This is a genomic window from Streptomyces sp. NBC_00341, from assembly GCF_041435055.1.
Classification (GTDB): Bacteria; Actinomycetota; Actinomycetes; order Streptomycetales; family Streptomycetaceae; genus Streptomyces.
The window spans coordinates 4,814,244-4,830,932 of the sequence record NZ_CP108002.1 but is presented as its reverse complement, the minus strand read 5'-3'; the positions used below and the strand labels follow the sequence as shown (position 1 = coordinate 4,830,932).

15 protein-coding genes are annotated in these 16,689 nt (G+C 69.0%); 8 read left to right on the top strand and 7 right to left on the bottom strand.

The features are described from left to right. Positions 1-82 precede the first annotated feature (82 nt). The 4 genes from OG892_RS21610 to OG892_RS21595 form a co-directional block, all read right to left on the bottom strand. A complete protein-coding gene (locus OG892_RS21610; protein ID WP_371631667.1) occupies positions 83-1,045 on the bottom strand; it encodes an NlpC/P60 family protein in 963 nt (320 codons plus the stop codon). Positions 1,046-1,171: 126 nt separating this feature from the next. Continuing rightward, positions 1,172-1,711, bottom strand: a complete 540-nt coding sequence (locus OG892_RS21605; RefSeq protein WP_371630010.1) for a hypothetical protein — start codon at positions 1,709-1,711, stop codon at positions 1,172-1,174. After that, positions 1,708-3,510, bottom strand: a complete 1,803-nt coding sequence (locus tag OG892_RS21600; RefSeq protein ID WP_371630009.1) for an alpha/beta hydrolase — start codon at positions 3,508-3,510, stop codon at positions 1,708-1,710. The genes OG892_RS21605 and OG892_RS21600 overlap by 4 nt, the downstream gene beginning before the upstream one ends. After that, complete coding sequence (locus OG892_RS21595; RefSeq protein ID WP_073733203.1) at positions 3,507-3,770, bottom strand: hypothetical protein; 264 nt, start codon at positions 3,768-3,770, stop codon at positions 3,507-3,509. The genes OG892_RS21600 and OG892_RS21595 overlap by 4 nt, the downstream gene beginning before the upstream one ends. A gap of 450 nt (positions 3,771-4,220) precedes the next feature. Between OG892_RS21595 and OG892_RS21590 the strand changes: the two genes are divergently transcribed. Then, positions 4,221-5,408 (top strand): low temperature requirement protein A, encoded by a 1,188-nt coding sequence (locus OG892_RS21590; RefSeq protein WP_371630008.1) that lies wholly within the window; start codon positions 4,221-4,223, stop codon positions 5,406-5,408. Here OG892_RS21590 and OG892_RS21585 read toward each other — a convergent pair whose 3' ends face one another. The 3 genes from OG892_RS21585 to OG892_RS21575 all read right to left on the bottom strand — a co-directional run bounded on the left by OG892_RS21585 (position 5,409) and on the right by OG892_RS21575 (position 10,340). Continuing rightward, positions 5,409-6,581, bottom strand: coding sequence for a hypothetical protein (locus OG892_RS21585; RefSeq protein WP_371630007.1), 1,173 nt, complete (start codon positions 6,579-6,581; stop codon positions 5,409-5,411). 249 nt (positions 6,582-6,830) lie between these two features. Further along, positions 6,831-10,016 carry a glycoside hydrolase family 2 TIM barrel-domain containing protein gene (locus OG892_RS21580; RefSeq protein WP_371630006.1) on the bottom strand — a complete coding sequence of 1,062 codons (3,186 nt, stop codon included), beginning with the start codon at positions 10,014-10,016 and terminating at the stop codon, positions 6,831-6,833. A 156-nt stretch (positions 10,017-10,172) separates the two neighbouring features. Next, a complete protein-coding gene (locus tag OG892_RS21575; RefSeq protein ID WP_371630005.1) occupies positions 10,173-10,340 on the bottom strand; it encodes a hypothetical protein in 168 nt (55 codons plus the stop codon). A gap of 260 nt (positions 10,341-10,600) precedes the next feature. Between OG892_RS21575 and OG892_RS21570 the strand changes: the two genes are divergently transcribed. From OG892_RS21570 to OG892_RS21540, 7 genes are all read left to right on the top strand, one after another. Continuing rightward, positions 10,601-10,789, top strand: a complete 189-nt coding sequence (locus tag OG892_RS21570) for a DUF397 domain-containing protein (RefSeq protein WP_328866118.1) — start codon at positions 10,601-10,603, stop codon at positions 10,787-10,789. Continuing rightward, positions 10,782-11,033, top strand: coding sequence for a DUF397 domain-containing protein (locus tag OG892_RS21565; RefSeq protein ID WP_371630004.1), 252 nt, complete (start codon positions 10,782-10,784; stop codon positions 11,031-11,033). The genes OG892_RS21570 and OG892_RS21565 overlap by 8 nt, the downstream gene beginning before the upstream one ends. 293 nt (positions 11,034-11,326) lie before the next feature. Next, a complete protein-coding gene (locus tag OG892_RS21560; RefSeq protein WP_371631666.1) occupies positions 11,327-12,034 on the top strand; it encodes a DUF402 domain-containing protein in 708 nt (235 codons plus the stop codon). 316 nt (positions 12,035-12,350) lie between these two features. Beyond that, positions 12,351-12,659 carry a hypothetical protein gene (locus OG892_RS21555; RefSeq protein WP_024493027.1) on the top strand — a complete coding sequence of 103 codons (309 nt, stop codon included), beginning with the start codon at positions 12,351-12,353 and terminating at the stop codon, positions 12,657-12,659. Positions 12,660-12,841: 182 nt separating this feature from the next. After that, on the top strand, positions 12,842-13,711 hold the full coding sequence (locus OG892_RS21550) for a hypothetical protein (protein WP_371630003.1): 870 nt from the start codon (positions 12,842-12,844) through the stop codon (positions 13,709-13,711). Then, the gene (locus OG892_RS21545) at positions 13,701-15,056 is read left to right on the top strand and encodes a hypothetical protein (RefSeq protein WP_371630002.1); all 1,356 of its coding nucleotides are present in this window, start codon (positions 13,701-13,703) and stop codon (positions 15,054-15,056) included. Before OG892_RS21550 ends, OG892_RS21545 begins: the two co-directional genes overlap by 11 nt. Beyond that, positions 15,053-16,603, top strand: a complete 1,551-nt coding sequence (locus tag OG892_RS21540) for an SCO6880 family protein (protein WP_073733116.1) — start codon at positions 15,053-15,055, stop codon at positions 16,601-16,603. Before OG892_RS21545 ends, OG892_RS21540 begins: the two co-directional genes overlap by 4 nt. Positions 16,604-16,689: the final 86 nt, after the last annotated feature.

Genomic DNA, 16,689 nt, shown 5'->3' with positions numbered 1-16,689 from the left:
CATGACGTTATCGAAGAGTGACTCATCGTCGCAGCTCAGGGCCCAGGCTTCACAGAGAGTTCCGGCCACCGCCGCCCACCGGTCAGGCGGCCGGCCGCGTGGTCGGAAGGGCCGCGGCACCGTCCTTTGTGACGCGTGTCGCACCGAAGTAGTCGGGCGAGTCGATCTTGTCGAACCGGATCACGGCACCGGTGTACGGCGCGTTGATCATGTACCCGCCGCCAACGTACAGGCCCACGTGGTGGATGGCGCGCGAGTTGGCCAGGTCGTCCGAGAAGAACACCAGGTCACCGGGGAGCAACTCGTCGCGCGAGGGGTGCGGTCCGGCGTTGTACTGGTCGTTCGCCACCCGAGGCAGCTCGATGTCCACCGTCCGGTACGCGGCCTGCGTCAGCCCCGAGCAGTCGAACCGCCCGCCCTGCTCCGCCGTGCCGTTGCCGCCCCACAGGTACTTCGTCCCGAGCTTCTTCTGCGCGAAGTAGATGGCACCCGCGGCCTGCTGAGAGGGCTGCACCCGGCCCACGGGCTTGGCGAAGCTCTTCTCCAGGGACCGGATGATCTTGACGTAGTTCTCGGTCTCCGAGATGCCCGGGACCCCACCCGCCTTGATCACCCGGTACGCGCCCGCGTTGTAGGCGGCCAGCATGTTGTCGGTCGCGTCCCCCGGAACCTTCTTCACGTACCCGGCCAGTTCGCAGTCGTACGACGCGGCGGACGGAATCGCGTCGGCGGGATCCCAGACGTCCCGGTCGCCGTCGTTGTCCCCGTCGATGCCGTGTCCGGCCCAGGTCCCGGGGATGAACTGCGCGATGCCCTGCGCGGCGGCCGGACTCTTGGCGCCCGGGTCCCAGCCGCTCTCCTGGTACAGCTGGGCGGCCAGGAGGGCGGGGTTGATGGCGGGACAGAGGTTGCCCCACTTCTCCACGAGGGGCTGGTACTTGGCCGGCACCGCCCCCTTGGCCAGCCCGACAGCCCCGCCACCGCCGCCCCCGAGGCCGGCTGCGGCGGAGTACGTACCGACAACGAGCAACGCCACGAAGCACATGGCGGCCCCGACGCCGATCCCACCCACCAACCAGAATTTCCGCACCCCTCAACCTTCCCCCATCGGGGACGGGTTCATGGGTGTTTTCGACGGTGTGTGCGAGTCATCGGGGTCACTGATGGAGCATCAGGGCGCTCCGGCGGACCAGAAGTCGGAGCGGACGTTGGGGCGGGGCAGAGGGTAGACACCCTCGTAGGACGGACCGTTGGGCGGCGTCGTCGACTCCGCCACTTCGGACTCTTCCACGCAGGGACTGTCCACCTCGAAGAAGGCTTGGCCGCCCCCAAAGACCAGGCTCACTCCGAAACCGCCGCCCGATTGGGCGTAGATAGCGGGTGAGTCCCGATCATTATTAACACCTTTGATCCTGTAATCACGCTTCCTCCAGGCCCTCTCGACCAATCCTAAGAAGCTACCTCGCCGCCCATCGGAAACAATAGTCATTACGGCTCTGCGGCGTGTTACAGCACAGGATCCTGTGGTCGTGGGGCCGTGAGTCCATTGAACGACTGGATCAATGCTCGCCAACGTCGCATCCATAATTTCGTCGGCATGCCCTGCGGCGTCTTGCATGTCCATATCAGCCCTCTTGTCGCTGCTTACGCAGCCAGAAAGTACCAAGCCCAAAATCGCCGTGATCCCACACACCAGAAAACGAATTCTCATCGATGCTCCTCCGCCTTAAGCCGATTCGATTGCCCAGCAGCGACGAGTGCGATGCTGTTAGCCGATGAAGCATCTCGATCTGGATCGAAATATTGAGAATGCGCATCAATCGATAGACCATTGCCGCCAACGACCTTCGGGCCATCCTCCACGGGAAAACGCTTAGCCCCGAATGCCTCGCTCGCCGGGTCTTTACCAAACCAGAGTTCGTCATCCCCCTGGTCTGCGACATCGCCGACCAGGTACGAACCCGCCGGTCCTGCAAAGGCGAAAGCAGCGGCACCGAAAGCAGCCTGCTGCTTCGATGGAAGCTTGGTCACGATATCGTTCTCTGCCGCACCTACAAAAACATGCTCCTTGCCAACTCCAAGGTCCTCCGCTCGATCCACACCAACGCCGGGGCTTCCGACCAGAACGATGTCGTCGACCCCTGGAATCCCACCTCCTTGCTGAGTGGCCGCCCCCACAGTGCGTGATCCATACGAATGACCGATTGCTGTCATATGCGGATCGTCATCCTCATTCGTAACCGAAACTCCATCCATGAACTGATTGAAGGCACCTCCACCTCTCTCAGCCCTCTCATCTCCCATTACGTCGAGACTGTCAAATCCGTCCACCGATTGCGGCGCATCGTACCCAAGCCAAACGATGCCAGCACTCGACGGATCATGCTGCTGCATCCCAATAGCCGTATCCCGCGCCCGCTTGAGGTCATTTTGCGCGAAGTCCTCATCCAACGACGTATTCAACCCAGGAACGTATGCCGAAACATTTCGCGCCGTATCCGGGTTCCCGTACGAGACAATCGCGCGGCCGTTCCCCTCGTCCCCGATGCCGAGCAGGTACATCGGCGGTTGCCGGCCCTCCTTCAGTTGCCGGTCGATCTCTCGCAGCCCCGCCAGCTTCGTCTCCGCGTCCTCATCGTCCTGCCCCTCCAGCTTGCCGATCAGCAGTTGGAGGTTGTCGCGGTTGGCCGTGTCGCGGACCAGGGCCGGGATGCCGTCCAGGTTGCCGATCTGGTCCGGGTACACCGCGAGGTACTCCTCGCGCTGTTCGTCCGTCAGGCCCGCCCACCACGCCTTGCGCGCGGCCGGGCTCGCGTCGAGCGGGATGCCCGACTTCAGGTAGCCGCGCGCCGCGTCCCGTACCGCTGCGGCGTCGCCCGCCGCGTCCGTCCAAGTCCGGTCCGGGACCTTCAGGCCCTCCTCGGCCTTCAGGTCCCGCAGGATTCCGGCGAACCGCCAGTCGATCTCGGCGGCTGTCCGTACGGCTTTCGTCACCCGGTCCGCGATGTCCTGGGCCTTGCCCGCGTTCGGGTTCGGCGCCACCAGCCCCGACGGCGGCAGCAGTCCCGGCGACGCCGTCACCGAGGCCGTGCCACCCGGCAACGGCTTACCGTCGACCAGGCCCTCCCCGGCCTCCGGGTACGTCACCGAGCCGTCCGCGTGGACGGTGAACCTCAGCGCCTCCGCGTCGTCCAGTGCCTCCCGCAACGCCCGTTGCTGGGCCCTCATCTCGTGGGCGAGGCTGTTCAGCGCCGTACGGACCAGACCGCACTCCGTGTACACGTACTGCAGGTTCTGGCCCAGTTGCCGCAGCCTGCCCACCGCCGCGTCCGCCGCCGCGCCGCGCTGGGTCTCGCGCAGGCCGTTCAGCAGTTGCTTCTCGATCCGGTCCCGTCCGGCGTCGGCGCGGTTGCTCGCCTTTCCCCATCCGTCGGCCGCGCCCTCCAGCTCGGCGCACCTCAGGTCCCGTAACTGTGCCCAGGTCAGCGTGGAACTCGGCGGCGGCGTCAACGTACGACTCCCCACTCCGGCCTCGCCACGGGTGTGAAGGACGACTTCACGGTCTCGTTCGTCTCGCCCTGGGCCCGTGCGACGCCCCGCAGGTTCCCCGCCAGGGACCCGCACTCCCGGCGCGCGGACTCGAAGCGCCGCTCCCACGACTCCCGTACGCTCCCCAGCTCCGCAAGGGCGCTCAGCCCGGCCGTACCGGCGAGCAGGCCCTCGTGCGCCGCCGCGAGCTCCGACTTCACCGGCCCGAGGTGCGCGACCATCCCCTCCGCGCCCCCGGCAGCCCGAGCCCACACCCCTCCGCTATGCCGAAGCTGATCCCCAGCAGACCCATCCACCGCACCGGACCTGTCAGACCCACCAGGCCCACCGGACCCACCGACCAGGTCGCTCAGCCTCTGCCGCCCTCCGGGCTGCCCCACCACGGCCATACCGCTCACCCCGCTCACCCCGTTCCTTGATCGTGGAGCGGCACTGTGCCAAAACGGGCGACCGCGACACGCCGGGCCGAACAACGCGCAGAGGCCCGGGTGAGCGGGAAATCCCCTGCTCACCCGGGCCTCTCAGGCCGGGCCCCCGCCCGGGGATCACCCGAACGGTGGACGGGTCACGCCGCACCCCGGTGCCTCACACCTGAGCCGCCGGACCCGCGTCCGGCGGCCGGGGCGTGGCTGTACGCCCCCGCCGCCCACCAGCGGGAAGAATGCGCCCCCATGAGCCATTCGCAACCCGTCCGCAACGCGTCCGCGTGGCTCCGGCCGATGGTCGCCCGCCCGGCCGACGAGCAGCACCGCACCGCGACCATGCTGGAACTCTTCTTCGACCTCTGCTTCGTCACCGCCGTCGCCCAGGCGGCGACGGCCTTCGAGCACGAACTGGCGGAGGGGCGCATCGGCCACGGCGTACTCGGCTACGCGATGGTGTTCTTCGCGATCTGGTGGGCCTGGATGAACTTCACGTGGTTCGCCTCCGCGTACGACACCGACGACGTGCCGTACCGGCTGCTCACCCTCGTACAGATCACCGGCGCACTCGTCCTGGCCGCCGGCGCGACCGAGGCGGTTCAGCACGAGGACTTCACGGTCATCACCTGGGGCTACGTCATCATGCGGCTGGCCATGGTGGCCCAGTGGCTGCGCGCCGCCCACGCCGATCCCGAACGGCGCCGCAGCTGCCTGCGCTACGCCGTGGGGATCCTCGTGGTGCAGGCCGGCTGGGTCGTACGCCTCGCCCTGCCCGAAGGCAGCGGACTCGCAACGTTCGCGGTCCTCGTGGTCGCGGAGATCGCTGTCCCCGTATGGGCCGAGCGGGCGGCCACCACCACCTGGCACCCGCATCACATCGCGGAGCGGTACGGACTGTTCACGCTGATCGTGCTCGGTGAGTCGATCACCGCCGCCACCGGTGCCGTACGCGTCTCCCTCGACACCCACGCGGCGCTCGGTGACCTCGCCGCACTCGTCGTCGGCGGGATCCTGACCGTGTTCGCCCTGTGGTGGCTGTACTTCGCACAGAGCGCGCCCCGGCGGCTCACCACCCTGCGCGTCGCGCTCCTCTGGGGCTACGGGCACTACTTCGTCTTCGCCTCCGCAGCCGCCGTCGGCGCCGCGCTCGCGCTCAACGTCGCCCACGCCACGGGCCACGGCCGTCTCTCCGACCATGCGGCGGCCTCGGTCTACACCGTTCCGGTCGCGCTCTTCGTCACCCTCGTATGGCTGCTGCACCACCCCACCCCGGTACGGATCGACGCCGCCGACGCCGTGCACCCGGTCGCGGTCGCCGCCATCCTCGCCGCGACGTTCGCCCCCTCGCCCGTCCTCGTCACGGGCATCCTCGCCGCACTCCTCATCGCGGCGAAGCTGACCCTCTCCGCACGCGGCGTCAGGACGGCTGACCGATGATCAGCGAATACTGCGCGCCGCCTGCCCCGGCAGGGCGATCCCGTGGGCCTGGGCGACCCGCCCCGGACGCAGCGTCCACGGCACCGGTGAGGTGTCGGTCAGCCAGTCCTCCGCGACGATCCCATGCACGACGAAGCCGCGCAGCGAGCGCGACAGCTTCCAGCCGAGGCCCTTGCACAGCTGGCCGTACGAGGGGCCGTGCCCGTGTTCCGCGCGGAACGCGGCGGCGAAGCCGGCGGCCTGCGGGCCTCGGTCGGGATGGCCTTCCTCCCAGGCGTCGTAGGCGGTGAGTACGGACCGGGGGGCGGGGACGTCGGCCGGCGGGTACATGAACGCCTTGGCCACCCGGCCCATGGAGAACCGGCACAGGGCGCAGTGCTCGACCGCCTCCACGTGCCGCCGCAGGGCCGGACTCGTACCGGACTTCCACGCGTCCCACGCCGCCGGGGTGATCTGGTCCGGGTCGGGGTCGGCAGGCGGGCGGCTCGCCTCCACGCGCGCCTCCTCCGCGATCTCCTCAGGGGTACGGAACCTGCCCGCGAGGTGGCGTACCACCGGGTCGAGGCGGTAGGCGTCGCCGGAGAGGTCCGCGAGGAACCCCTTGGCGGCGAGTTCGGGCAGGGCGGCGCGGCAGGCCTCCGGCAGGTGGCCGGGGATCCGGCCGTGCAGCTCGGAGTTGCTGTGGGCGGCCAGGAACAGGGCGGCCAGCCGGGTGGCCGGCGGCGCCTTCTTGACCGGTTTCGCGATCCGTGCGCGCAGGGCCCATCCCGACACCCGCGACCGTGTGCCCTTGCCCAGGGGCAGCGGGTGGTCCGCCTCCCGGCTCATCTCCGGCACCCTGATCCCCACCGGGACGTCCTGCTCCCCGTCGACCAGCGGACCGGGCACCTCCCATCCGGCGGCCTCCAGATCGGCCACGGCCCGGCGCGGGTCCTCCAGCCGCAACGAGCGCACGTCGGTGCCGGTGACGTTGCCGACACCACCCCGTGCGGCCCTGATGGCCACGACGACGGCGAGGAACTGCGCGTCGACGGACGCGAGCGGCAGCCCGGCCACGTACGACAGGAGCGCACGTGCGGCCTCACCCTGCCGGTTCGTCAGCAGGAACGGCGGCAGGGCGGGTTCGACGGGCGACGAGGCGGCGGTCTCTTGCGAGATGACAGTCTTGGGCACATCTCTCCTAACGCGGGGCGGCCGTCGAGGACACGGGCAACGACCTCACGACATCACAACGTGACGACCTCACGACGTGACGACCTGATGACCTGATGACCTCACATCGTCCCGTCGTCACGTCGTGACGGGCAAGTTGCATGATGCCCGAGAACGGCGTCCGCCCCACGGCCTCCCACGGCTGCGGCCGGACACCCGCCGACCCGGGGCACCGCCAAGGCCCCGGGTCGGCGGGTGTCCGGCCGGGGGCTACGCGGACCGCAGCCGGTAGGCGTAGGTGTACGTGCGCCCGGCGTGCAGCAGGTACGCCTCCAGCGGCGGAGCTCCCCAGGAGTCGTTGCCGCCGACCCCCATCTGCCGGTGGTTGACGCCGAGGACGCTCTCGTCGCGCCGCTTCAGCTCGTAGGGGTGCTTCGGCCCGTCCAGGTCGAACGGCGAGTAGTGCAGGACGCTCGTCTCCAGCATGGGTTCGCCCTCGTCCGGGTCGGCCCGTACCAGCAGTCCGGTGCCGGATCGGTCCGTCACCGACAGCGTGCGCACGTCGGTCATGTTGCCGGTCTGCTCGGGCCGGACGTAGGGCGCGACCTGGTCGTCCACGGTGGAGCGGTAGCGGCCCACGAACGCGCCGGTGTGCCGGTCCCAGTAGTTCTCCTGCGGGCCGCGCCCGTACCAGTCGATCTGCTCGAAGCCCTTCGGGACCGTCAGCAGCGCGCCCACCATGGGCAGATCGGGCAGCCCGGCGGCGGCCTCCAGGGTGTGCCGGACCCGGATCTCGCCGTCCCCGCGGACGGTGAACACGGTGGTCCAGGTGGATGTGGCCGGGGCGGTGGGCAGGGTGCACGCCACCTCGACCGTGACGACGCCGGGCGACGGCTGACCGGTCTTGACGGAGGTCACCTCGCGGTCGGTACCGGCGTCCCGCCACGTCCGCAGGGAGTTCTGGGCGCCGCGCCCGATGTCGTTGTCGGTGGGCCCGCGCCAGAAGTTCGGCACCGGGCCGCCGGCCAGCAGCAGCCGGCCCTTCACCCGGTACGAGGCCAGCGTCCCGGTGGACTTGTCCAGGACCACCTCCGTGTCGCGCCCACTGATCTGTACGCGTGCGTCGGTCTCGTCGAGGGTGAGGGCGGGCAGCGTGTCCGGGGCCGGGTCCGCGGGGGCGGGGGTGTGCCAGTCGAGCGCGAGCTGCTCTGCGGCCACGGTGTGCCCGGCCTCCGCCCACGTGGCCTTGGCCTTCAGTACGAAGGAGACGTTCAGCCAGTACTCGGCGCCCGGCTCGGGCTTCGCCGGCTTCCGGTACGGGATGCGTACGGTGCCCTCGCCGCCGGGCGCCACCTTCGGCGCCGCGAGCCCGCCGTGCTGGACGCTGCGGCCGTCGCAGGTCACATCCCAGCGCAGCTCGTACGCGTCCAGGCCGCTGAACAGGTGCTTGTTCCGTACGGTGACCGTCCCGGCCGCGAGGTCCGCCGCGGCGACGGCGACCGGCTGGTAGACCTTCTTGAGCTCCAGCAGACCGGGGTGCGGCGTACGGTCGGCCGCGACCAGCCCGTTGCAGCAGAAGTTGGCGTCGGTGGGATAGCCGTCGTGCCAGTCCCCGCCGTACGACAGGTAGGTGTGCTTGGCGTCGCCCGGCACCGGGAGCCGGATCGCCTGGTCCACCCAGTCCCACACGAACGCGCCGTGCAGATTCGGGTAGCGCTCGAAGATGTCCCAGTACTCCTTGAGGTTGCCGCTGCTGTTGCCCATGGCGTGCGCGTACTCGCACAGCATGAAGGGCGTCTCCTTGCCCGACTTGCCGTACGCCTCCACGTCCGCCGGCTTGGTGTACATCTCGCTGTGCAGGTCGGCGACCTCGTTCATGCCCTCGTAGTGCACGGGCCTGGAGGCATCCCTGGCGTGCACCCAGTCGGCCATCGCCCGGAAGTTGGAGCCTCCGCCGGCCTCGTTGCCCAGCGACCAGACGACGACGCTCGGGTGGTTCTTGTCGCGCTCGACCATGGAGCGGATCCGGTCGACACAGGCGTCGGTCCACTCCGGCAGGGAGGCCGGCACGGTGTCGCGGACTCCGTGGGTCTCCAGGTTCGTCTCGCCGATGACGTACAGGCCGTACTCGTCGCACAGCTCCAGCCAGCGCGGGCTGTTGGGGTAGTGCGAGGTGCGCACCGCGTTGATGTTGTGCTGCTTCATCAGCAGGATGTCCTGGAGCATCCGCGGCTCGCGGATCGCCTGGCCGTCGTCGGGGTCGGACTCGTGACGGTTGGTGCCGCGGAACATCACGGGCTTGCCGTTCACGGTGAACTTCCCGGGCCCGTACTCGACCTCGCGGAAGCCGGTACGGGTGCGCTGGACGTCGACCGTCCGCCCGGAGCCGTCGGTGAGCGTGACGACCACGGTGTAGAGGTTCGGGTCCTCGGCCGACCAGAGCGCGGGCGCGGAGACGTCCGCCTTCAGCGTCACCTCCGTGTCCCCGCCCGAGCCCTTCGTTTCCCCGCCCGAGCCCTTCGGGTGCACGTCCCCGGTGAGCGGACGGCCGACCCGGCGTCCCCGGCCGTCGTACAGCACCGCCTCGATGCGGTGGCCGGACGCGCCGGCGCCGCCCCGGTCGCGCACGGTCGCGGTGACCGTGAGGACCGCGTCGCGGTACGCGTCGTCCAGCGTGGTCCGCACGAACAGGTCCTGCACATGGACCGGCGCGACCGCGTACAGATAGACGTCCCGGAAGATCCCGGACAGGTCGATCATGTCCTGGTCCTCCAGCCAACTGCCGTCGGACCAGCGGTAGACCTCGACGGCCAGGGTGTTGTCGCCCGGCCGCACATGGTCGGTGATGTCGAACTCGGCGGGGGTGTAGCTGTCCTCGCTGTAGCCGACCCGCTTGCCGTTGACCCAGAGGAAGAACGCCGACTTCACGCCCTGGAACGAGATCAGGGTGCGCCGGCCCGACCAGTCGCGCGGGACGGTGAAGGTGCGGCGGTAGGAGCCGACCGGGTTGAAGTCGTGCGGAACGGCGGGCGGGTCCGGGGTCTCGTAGCCGATCCACGGGTAGCGGATGTTGAGGTAGATCGGCTCCGGGTAGCCCTCGATCTCCCAGTTCGACGGTACGGGGATCCGGTCCCAGCCGCCGTCGTCGTAGCCGGGCGCCTCGAAACCGGCGGGCCGGGCGTCGGGGTTCTTGGACCACTTGAAGCGCCAGGTTCCGTTCAGGGAACGGAAGTAGGGCGACTTCGCCATGTCCCCGCGCAGTGCGGCGGAGCCGCTCGCGTACGGCACGAGCTGGGCCCGCGCAGCCTCTCGGCCCACCTGGAACACTCTCGGCTCCGCGTCCCACTCGGGGCCCTCCGCGGCGAAGGCCTGTCTCTGTGCGGAGAAGACGGCCCAGCCCGCGAGGGCTGCCCCGGTCGAAAGGACGGAACGACGGCTCGGACGGTGTGCGCTCATGAAGCGGCTCCGAACGGAAGGCAACAAGAACCACCACCATCAGACGGAATCACTCAACACGCAAGGCTCCGCGCGGGATCGCCGCACATCGCGGCCTGATCCCGCCGAAAGGCCCTATCGTCAGCCACCGGGAATCCGGCACCTCTCCGCACACGGCTACGGCAGCTCACCCGACCGGCAGTCCGGCTTCGCCGCGCGTTCCACCCGGAGCAGCTTGCCGCCCTGCCCCGGAAGCCCGCCACGCATCGGGTACGCGCCCCAGCACGACGCGTAGGGCGTGACGAGATACAGCCCCCGCCCTCTCTCGGCGAGCTCCGCAGGCACCTGCTCACTCCACCGGCGGTTTCGAGGAGTTCGGACATACCATGAACGCGGAGTACGCGACGGAGCGTGTTGATCTGAACCAATCGTGTGAGTGACAGTCCAACCCAGCTGCATTGCAAGGGGAGTTCGAGATGGCACGCTGGCCGCCAACTGGCCCAGTACCGACTTCTGCTGGAGCGCCTCAACGCCGCTTCCCTGAACGTCGAACAGTTCCAGGAACTCATCCACAAGATCGCCCAAGGCCTGTGAAAGGAACCCTGATGCCCGCACACACCTGGCAGAGGTCGTCCTACTGCGCGCAGGGAGAAGCCTGCCTCCACGTGGCCGCCCACAAGGGCAGGGTGAGACGCACCGAATCAGGCGACCCCAGCGGCGCGATACTCCGGACCACCCCTGCCGCCCTCGACGCCCTCCTCCGCACGCTCAAGGAGGACCGGCTCCATGATTGACCAGCCCGCCGACCTCACCTGGATCCGCGCCGCCCCCGAGGACGAGCCCGGACCAGGCCCCTGGATCGAGATCGCGTTCGGCGAGGGCGATCTCGTCCACCTGCGCGAGACCAGCGACCCCGAGAACGTGGTCACGACCACCCGCACCAAGTGGGAGGCCTTCGCCAAGGGCGTCCGGGCCGGCGAGTTCGACCACTTCACCGAACCCGCGACCGGCTCGGCGCCCGCGCGGGTTTTTGACTGACGGGGCGCCATGACCGGATGGATGTCCCGGACCCCACGCCACGCGGTAGCGCTGGTCTGCGCGTACGCGACCGGCCTCCTCCTCGTGGGGCCACTTCACGGTGCAGCCCGGTCTGCAACGGCTCACCGTTTTCACCGTGCTCGTACTGGGAACAGCACCGTTCGCCCGCAGGCACCTCACCAGGTGACGACCGCCCACGAACGCCACTTGGATGCGGGCCCCCTCCGGGAGTGCGAGCGCCTGACAGGTACGGGCACGTGTCCGAAGACCTCGACGCGGGCATGATCAATCGCATGAAAGCGGGCAAGAGGGACGTCGCGACCAACAGCACGAGGCTCGACACGGGCGGCCGTACGGGTGGCCGAGCAGGCACAGAACCGGGTCCGGGGCAGATCCTGCAATGGAACTTCTTCATAGGCGGACACCTGAGCGCCTCCGTTCCCGTCCGCCTCGTCGAACGTACGACCGCGGGTCAGCTGCTGTGGATGGAGACCGGCACGCCGATGTGGCGGACCGCCCTGCCGCGCGGCACCACGCATCTGCGGGACATCGCCCCACACGAACGCCCCGCCGACGGGTACCCCGTGGTTCCGGACCGGTGGCCGATGGGCAACGCCCTCTTCTACCAGCCGACCGGCGCGGCCCACTCCGTCCTGTGGCTGTTCGGGCGCAGACAGAAGTTCCGCGGCTGGTACGTCAATCTGGAACGTCGGCTCCATCACGGCGACGACATCGACATCGCGGACCACGAGCTGGACCTCAACGTGGCGCCGGACCGTACCTGGCGGTGGAAGGACGAGCAGTCCTTCGCGGAGAAGACCGGCCACCCCGCGTACTGGACCGCCGAGGAAGCGGTCGCCATCCGCTCCGAGGGGGACGCGGTCGCACGGCTCGCCGAGGCCGGAACGTTTCCCTTCGACGGCTCCTGGTGCGATTTCAAGCCACCGTCGGCCTGGACGACACCACCCCGTCCACCCAACCCCCGCCGCTCGCTCCTCTGAACGACGCACACCTCCACCTCGCCATACATGCGCCGATAGGTGCGGTTCAGGCATTTGATGTCGGTCTCGGCCAGGGTGGCGCGATGGCGATCATTGCCCGGCGTCACCCTCCGTGATACACAGAGTAACGATATGTAATTCGGTCACACACCGATTCGATCCGCAGGTCAGGGCGGTCAGACCGGTCAAATGTACGAGATCCGGGTAAAGAGAGCTGCCAAGTCGTCGTGCGAACGCAGTTTCATCAGCGAAGATAGAGGGTGACTCGTGCCGTGCGGTGCGGGCACCGAACTACCCAGCAAGGGCGGTGACTTAAATGATCCTGGCAGCTGAAAAGGGCGACATCACCACCATCATCGGCGGAATCGCCCCGAACTGGGGGCCGTTCGGGACCTTGGGCAACGAGGCCCGCGTCATGATCGAAGTGGTGATGGCGATCGCCATCCTGCTCTGCCTCGGCATCGCGATCTGGGGAGCGGCGAAACAGCGGATCGGCGCGACGGCTCTGCGTGACACGTTCAGCGCGGAGCAGGGCAAGGGACTGATCGTCGCCGGTCTCACCGGTGTATTCATCATCGGATCCCTGGGAACCCTGTTCACCATCGTCTACGGGATGGCTGTCTAACCGACCGTCAGCCCGCGTCCGGGGGCACTCCCGCCCCGTCCCCACCATCCGCCCGTCGTGCCCACCGGCAGAGGTTGCGTCTCCCTGATGTCGAGTCACCACACCGCGCCCGCGCGGGAACCAGCACGGCTACCGTCGTACTACGACGCGGTTCAGGCAACGGTTGAGGGGGCGTACGCGGCATGAGTCCCGACGACGACGGCTACGGCAACGACTCCGGCCGTTCGAACGACGGCTACAGCACCCTCGGCGGCACGCGCCAGACCCGCACCCGCCTCCCCGACAGCCAGGGCGGCGACGGCTACGGCCCCCGCCGCCCGGCCCGCAACTCCCGCTCGCTCTTCACCGTCCTCGGCGTGGTGATCCTGCTCCTGGCCGCCATCGCCTTCGCGAACATGGGCGGAGGCGGCGGGGACAACGGCGGCGACGGTGCGCGCGGAAGCGACGCCAAGAAGGCCGGCTCGGCACCGACCGCGGCCACGGGGACGAAGCCGGTGACGGGGAAGAACGGCTCGATTCCCTCGGGGTACGCGCATGACGAGCAGGGGGCGCAGAGCGCGGCGGCGAACTATTCCGTGGCGCTCGTATCGGCAGACATCCTCAGGCCAGATCGCCGGACGCAGATCGTACGGCGCGTCTTCGCCACGGGCCGAGTCGACGAGCTTGAGACCAAGCTCAACCAGGCATACAGCAAGGACTTCCTTGCCAAGGTCGGCCTCGACGAGAGCGGCAAAGCCGCTGAAGGCATGACGTACGTCTCAAGGACCGCGCCCGTCGGGACCAAGGTGACGCAGCTCTCTGGCTCTTCCGCCACTGTCGAGGTGTGGTGCACAGGAGTCTTCGGAACGGCTGGGGTCGGCTCCACCAATCCCGTGAGCAACGACTGGTTCACCATGACGCTGAAGCTCCAGTGGGAGAGCAACGACTGGAAGGTCGACAGCTTCTCCCAGAAAGACGGACCGGCACCGGTCAATACCGACCGTACGGCCTCCAACGCCGATGACATCGCCAAGGCCGTCGAGGAGTACGGAGGGTTTACCTATGCGCGCTAAATCACGGCACGCACTCAAGTTGAGTGCGTCCCTGGCGAGCGTCCAGGCAACTCTGGTGATTCTGGCAACCCGCGCTGCGGCGGCACCGACGCCCTCCCCCTCTCCCTCCGGGAATGGAAACTGCTCGCTCATCGTCGGCCCCGCCAAGGACTACTGCGAAGGCGGCGCAGGCACCTCCAAGTCCAACGCCCCCAAAAGCGTCGACCCCGCCCTGGACCCCCTGACCTCCCTGGGCCGCGGCTGTGCCGACGCCGCCGCGTGGATCGTCGGCAAGCTCAGCGACGCCGTCAAGGGCACCGCGAACGTCGACTTCACGAACACCCGCTTCCTCCAGCAGTACGCGATCGTCTTCGCCGCCTCCACCGTGCTGACGCTCGTCCTGTGGCTGCTCGCCGTCGCCAAGCGCGCCATCCGCGGGGTACCGCTCACCACCGCCATCTCCGAGGCCATCGGGTTCCTGTGGCTGACGGTCCTCGCGTCCGCGTTCACCCCGCTGATCCTGTACACGATCGTCTCCGCCACCGACGCCGTCACCGAGGTCATCTCCTCGTCCTCCGGCGGGCAGACGGACGTCTTCTTCGGGTCGTTCGCCGAAGCGCTCAAGAAGGACTCCGACATCGGCGGCGGACCGATCATGCTGATCGTCGTGTCCCTGGTGTCGATCCTCGCCGCAGGCATCCTCTGGCTGGAACTCGTGATCCGGGCCGCCCTCCTCTACGTAGGCGCCCTGCTCGGAACCGCCGTGTACGCGGGGCTCGTCGACAAGAACATGTGGGGGCACGTACGCCGCTGGGCGGGCATCATGATCGCCGTGATCATGGTGAAACCGGTCATCGTCATCGTGCTCGGCCTGGCCGGCGCGCTCTCCTCCGACGACGGGCCGGACGCGTTCTCCGCCGTCGTCTCCGGGCTGGCGATCATCCTGCTCGCGATCTTCGCCTCCGGCATGATCTACCGCTTCGTCCCCGGCTTCGGCGACGAGATCCAGGGCGCCCGTACCAACCGCAAGCAGGCCACCGACGGCTCCCAGGCCGCCGCGATGATCAGCTCGCCCGCCGCACTCGTCTCCCAGGGCATCAAGACCCACAGCAGCCGCGGCGGCGGCCAGGACAACGGCGGCGGCAACAGCGGCGGCGGACGCCCCGCCAATCCGGTCAGCGGCGGAGTCGCCGCCCACAGCTCCCGCAACTCCGGGAGCGGGGTCGGCGGCGGATCTGTCCCCTCCGCCGCACCTCCGCCCCGCAGCGGATCAGGCCCCACCTCAGGTACCCCGCACAGCAGCCGCAGCCCGCGCCGCGGGTCAGGAAGTTCAGGTAACAGCAGCACAGGAGGTGGCGGGCGTTGAGCACGCAGTCCCATCCGATCGCGCCCCGCCGTACGTATCTCATCGGCCGGGCCAGGCCCAACGCCATGGTCGGCAAGAACCGCGAGACCGGCGAGATCGCCCTGATCATCGGCGGGGCGTTCCTCGGCATGATGAGCGGGCTGCTCGTACCGGTCCTGTCCATGCGGATCGTGCTGCTCACCGGCTTCCCGCTGCTCGCCCTGGCGATCGTCTACGTCCCGTACAAGCACCGGACGTTCTACAAGTGGTTCGAGATCAACCGCAGCTACAAGCGCTCCCTGCGCCGAGGCGCCACCTACCAGTCCGCCGCCATGGAAGCGGGCACCAGCGCCGACGGCCGCGAGGTCGAGATCGGCCCGCCCCCCGGCATCGGCCGGATCAACTGGCTGGCCGCACCCTTCGGACCCGACGAGATCGCCGTACTGCTGCACGCCGACCGCCGCACCGTCACCGCCGCGATCGAGATCGAGGGGCCCGGCGTCGGGCTGCGCGACAGCGAGGACCAGGAAGCGCTCGTCGACCGCTTCGGCACCCTGCTCAAGCACGTCGCCAACGGCGACGGCTTCGTGACCCGCATCCAGATGCTCGCCCGCACCCTGCCCGCCGACCCCGACGCCCACGCGAAGGACGTCGCCCAGCGCGGCGACAAGGCCTCCCCGGGCTGGCTCCAGGAGTCCTACGAGCAGCTCCAGTCGATGGTCTCCACCTCCAGCGAACAGCACCGCGCCTACCTGGTCGCCTGCATGGAGTTCGACCGCGAGCTCGCCGCGGAGGCCAACGCCATGGCCCGCGCCGCCCGCCCCCACGGCGGCCGCAAGCTCGACCGGGACGCGGGCCTCGCCGTCGTCATGGCCCGCGAGCTCACCGACATCTGCGCCCGCCTCGCCGAGGCCGACATCCGGGTACGCCAGCCGCTCGGCCAGAGCCGCCTGGCCTCCCTCGTCCACTCGATGTACGACCCCGACCACCCCATCGACCACATCCAGGCCATGACCAAGCGCAACGCCTGGCCCGCCGAACTGGACGCGGTCGAGCCGACGTTCCTCCAGGCCAAGACCCGCGAATCGTCCACCCGTGCCCCCTGGTGCCACTCCACGGCCTGGGTGAAGGAGTGGCCGATGACACCCGTCGGCGTCAACTTCCTGGCCCCGCTCCTCGTCCACACGCCCGATGTGATCCGTACGGTCGCGGTCTGCATGGACCTCGAACCCACCGAGATCGCCATCGAGCGGATGCTCACCGAGAAGACCAACGACGAGGCCGAGGCCAGCCGCCAGGCCAAGATGAACCGCACCGTCGACCCCCGCGACATCGCCGCCCACGGCCGGCTCGACCAGCGGGGTGAAGATCTCGCGAGCGGCGCGGCCGGGGTGAACCTGGTGGGGTACATCACCGTGTCGTCGCGTTCGCCCGAGTCCCTCGCCCGCGACAAGCGGACGATCCGGGCCTCGGCCGGAAAGTCGTACCTGAAGCTGGAGTGGTGCGACCGCGAGCACCACCGCGCGTTCGTCAACACCCTGCCGTTCGCCACCGGCATCCGCCGCTAGCCACCGCACGACCGCACCACCGCACCACCGAGAACACCGAGCACCGAGCACCGAGCACCGAGCACCGAGAGAGACGAGAGGGAGGT

Bases quoted from the DNA above. Each gene is read 5' to 3' on its own strand.
- OG892_RS21555 (WP_024493027.1), top strand. From the start codon at position 12,351: ATGATCCTGGCAGCTGAAAAGGGCGACATCACCACCATCATCGGCGGA.
- OG892_RS21570 (WP_328866118.1), top strand. From the start codon at position 10,601: ATGCCCGCACACACCTGGCAGAGGTCGTCCTACTGCGCGCAGGGAGAA.
- OG892_RS21595 (WP_073733203.1), bottom strand. From the start codon at position 3,770: ATGGTCGCGCACCTCGGGCCGGTGAAGTCGGAGCTCGCGGCGGCGCAC.
- OG892_RS21550 (WP_371630003.1), top strand. From the start codon at position 12,842: ATGAGTCCCGACGACGACGGCTACGGCAACGACTCCGGCCGTTCGAAC.
- OG892_RS21610 (WP_371631667.1), bottom strand. From the start codon at position 1,045: ATGTGCTTCGTGGCGTTGCTCGTTGTCGGTACGTACTCCGCCGCAGCC.
- OG892_RS21545 (WP_371630002.1), top strand. From the start codon at position 13,701: ATGCGCGCTAAATCACGGCACGCACTCAAGTTGAGTGCGTCCCTGGCG.
- OG892_RS21560 (WP_371631666.1), top strand. From the start codon at position 11,327: ATGAAAGCGGGCAAGAGGGACGTCGCGACCAACAGCACGAGGCTCGAC.
- OG892_RS21590 (WP_371630008.1), top strand. From the start codon at position 4,221: ATGAGCCATTCGCAACCCGTCCGCAACGCGTCCGCGTGGCTCCGGCCG.
- OG892_RS21565 (WP_371630004.1), top strand. From the start codon at position 10,782: ATGATTGACCAGCCCGCCGACCTCACCTGGATCCGCGCCGCCCCCGAG.
- OG892_RS21580 (WP_371630006.1), bottom strand. From the start codon at position 10,016: ATGAGCGCACACCGTCCGAGCCGTCGTTCCGTCCTTTCGACCGGGGCA.
- OG892_RS21605 (WP_371630010.1), bottom strand. From the start codon at position 1,711: ATGAGAATTCGTTTTCTGGTGTGTGGGATCACGGCGATTTTGGGCTTG.